The 2,759-nt window shown below is 55.4% G+C and carries 2 protein-coding genes and 1 riboswitch; both genes read left to right on the top strand.

Going from position 1 to position 2,759, the window contains the following annotated elements; genetic code table 11:
• Nucleotides 1-473 (top strand): LysR substrate-binding domain-containing protein (locus AB5Y92_RS15485; RefSeq protein WP_368227083.1); only part of this gene is annotated, 473 nt, incomplete at its 5' end.
• 35 nt (nt 474-508) lie between these two features.
• A riboswitch (cobalamin riboswitch) is annotated at nt 509-687 on the top strand.
• Nucleotides 688-738: 51 nt separating this feature from the next.
• Nucleotides 739-2,604: a TonB-dependent receptor gene (locus AB5Y92_RS15480; RefSeq protein ID WP_164535767.1), complete on the top strand. Its 1,866-nt coding sequence runs from the start codon at nt 739-741 to the stop codon at nt 2,602-2,604.
• The last annotated feature ends 155 nt before the right edge of the window (nt 2,605-2,759 follow it).

The following is a 2,759-nucleotide window of genomic DNA, read 5'->3' as shown; positions in this document are numbered from 1 at the left end:
TGATCGATCGCCCGCTCCCTCCCGACAGCGGCGTGCGTGGCTATAACCACGAGCTGGGGCGCAGCCCGCTGGCACTGTTTGCCAGCCCGGAGCTGGCGGCGCGGGCGCGGGACGGTTTTCCCGCCTCGCTGGAGGGGTTGCCGTTGCTTATTCCCGGAGAGAAGTCTGCCACCCACGATCGGCTGCTGGAGTGGTATCGCCAGCAGGGCATTCATCCCCATCTGGTGGGGCAGTTTGATGACTCCACCCTGATGAAGTCGTTCGGCAAGGCGGGGATGGGGATCTTCCCGGCGCCGCTGGCGATGGCTGACGAAATTGGTCGCCTCTACGGGGTGGAGCGAATTGCGACCCTCACCGACGTTACCCTCTCTTATTATCTGGTCTCGGCAGGACGCCATCTCTCTCATCCCGGGGTACAGGCGGTGATGGAGGGGGCCCAGCAGCGGCTGGCGGCGCTGGCTGGCAATAAATAGAAATCTGGATGGCTATACATCCAGCTTTGCTCTGCCTATAATCCTCCCGCTTTGGCGCATCATGCTTAATAGGGAATCCGGTGAGAATCCGGAGCTGGCGCGCAGCGGTAAGGGGGAACGAAGCGACATCAGGGCACTGCCGTCAGGCGGGAAGCCGTCGCCGTAGGCTATCAGCCCCCGAGCCCGAAGACCTGCCAGAGTTCGTATTTCGGGCCGAGAGAAACCGGCCACGAAGTAGATACTTACGCGAACTTAAGGATCTCTCATGTCGAAGAAATTTCTGGCGGCTGCCCTGTTGCCGACGGCGGCGTTTGCCCAAACTACCATCCCCATCAATCCAACTCTGGTCATTACGGCCAACCGCGTGGAACAACCGGTCAGCTCGGTGCTGGCGCCCGTTGTGGTGATCGATCGTGCCGAGATCGAATCTCGTCAGGTGCAGAGTTTGCCTGATTTGCTGAAAACCCTGCCCGGCGTGCAGATGGCGACTCTGGGAGGCCGGGGGCACATCAGCAGCCTGTTTATCCGTGGAACCAACTCCAACCACTCTCTGGTCTTGATGAATGGTCGCCCGATTGCCGCCATGGTGGCGGGCACGCCCGATCTCAGCCAAATCCCGCTCGGCAATATCGAGCGCATCGAGTATATCCGTGGCCCACGCGCGGCGGTGTATGGTTCCGATGCCATCGGCGGGGTGATCAACCTCATCACCAAAACATCCGCCAAGAATGGCAGTGAGACACATTTGAAGGGCGGCGCTGGCAGCCATGGCTATGGTCAGGGTGAGCTAAGAACGGTTCAGTCATTGGGCCAAAAAACCGATATGAACATGCTGATCGGCTACGAACGTACCGATGGTTTTGATATTAAGGCGCAAGATGGCTCTACCCCTATACAGCCTGATCGGGATGGGTTTGCTGGTTTGAATGGCCAGATTGGTCTGAATCACCGTTTCAATGATGCTTGGAGTGCCGACATTAACGCGCAGGGTTATAACAACCTCACTGATATAGATGGTGGTGAAGACTGGCTTGCGCCCGGCGTTCCATCATCAGATCAAAGTCGGGTTCAGGCTTTCCAATATGACGGTGGTCTTAAGTTCCAGAGTAAGGATCTGATCAGTCGATTTGAAGCCAGTTACGGTGAGAACAAGCTTAAGAACTGGCTGGAGAGTAATGGGGAAGAGACTGGCCAGCCCATTCATACAGGTTTGACACGCTTATCCTGGATCAATAGCTGGAGTGGTATTGAAGGGGTCAGCCTGACAGGCGGTGCAGATTGGCAGCGTGAGGAGATGAAGTCAGATTCTCGAGGGTCTAATAAAGCTTTCAATGCCCCCGACCGCGACAATACCGGTCTGTTTGCCGTAGGGAGCTACCGTTGGCAGGCGCTGCTGTGGGAGCTGTCAGGTCGTACCGATGACAACCAGCAATATGGTCGTCACAACACCTGGTCTGCCGCCAGCGGGCTGGATATCGATGAGAACCATAATGTCCGGCTGAGCTACGGTACTGGCTTCAAAGCGCCGACCTTCAACCAGCTCTATTATCCTGGGTTTGAGAATCCGACACTCAAGCCGGAAGAGAGCAAAAACCTGGAGTTGGGTCTGTCAGGTCGCTATTCGGTATGGGATTGGTCTGTGAATCTGTATCGTAACCGCATCGACAATCTGATTTATTGCCTGACCAGCATGAGCAACACCTGTAATCCCAAAAATACCACTGCAGATATCAAAGGGGTGGAAACGGAGTTCGGCATCGACACCGGACCAGTGCATCATCGTCTAAGTTACGACTACACCCGAGCCAAAGATACGGGTAACCAGGATTTGCAGTTGTTGCGTAGAGCTGAGCATAAAGGCAGCTGGATTGCAGATACCCGATTCGATGCAGCAACACTGACTGCTGAGCTGCTCTATGTCGGCAAGCGCTATGACAACAACTGGGCGACTAGCCAGCGGGTGGAACTCAGTGCCTATACGCTGTTGAACCTGGCTGCCAGTTACGAGTTGACTCAGCAATTTACCTTGGGTGGACGTATCGATAACGTGTTCGATCGTGATTACGCCCCCGCTTATGGTTACGCATCGCCGGGTACCGAGTTCAAAGTGACTGCCGACTACCGCTTCTGATGCTTTATTCGGTTCATCCTTGAAAAACCTGGGCCCTGCCATTGGCAGGGCCTTTTCTATAGCTCTGTCCCAATTACGTGTTGAAAGGCTAATCTTGAAGTAGGCCATCACCTTGAGGTCTACCATCATGGATACCCCAGCCTTTCAACACCTGT

The sequence above is a fragment of the Aeromonas sp. R1-1 genome (genome assembly GCF_040908495.1).
Taxonomy (GTDB): Bacteria; Pseudomonadota; Gammaproteobacteria; order Enterobacterales; family Aeromonadaceae; genus Aeromonas; species Aeromonas veronii.
Note: the sequence above shows the minus strand (reverse complement) of the source record. Positions and strands in the feature narration are given on the sequence as shown.

What these genes read in the sequence shown, in the direction of transcription:
- AB5Y92_RS15480 (WP_164535767.1), top strand. Translation starts at nt 739, where the DNA reads ATGTCGAAGAAATTTCTGGCGGCTGCCCTGTTGCCGACGGCGGCGTTT.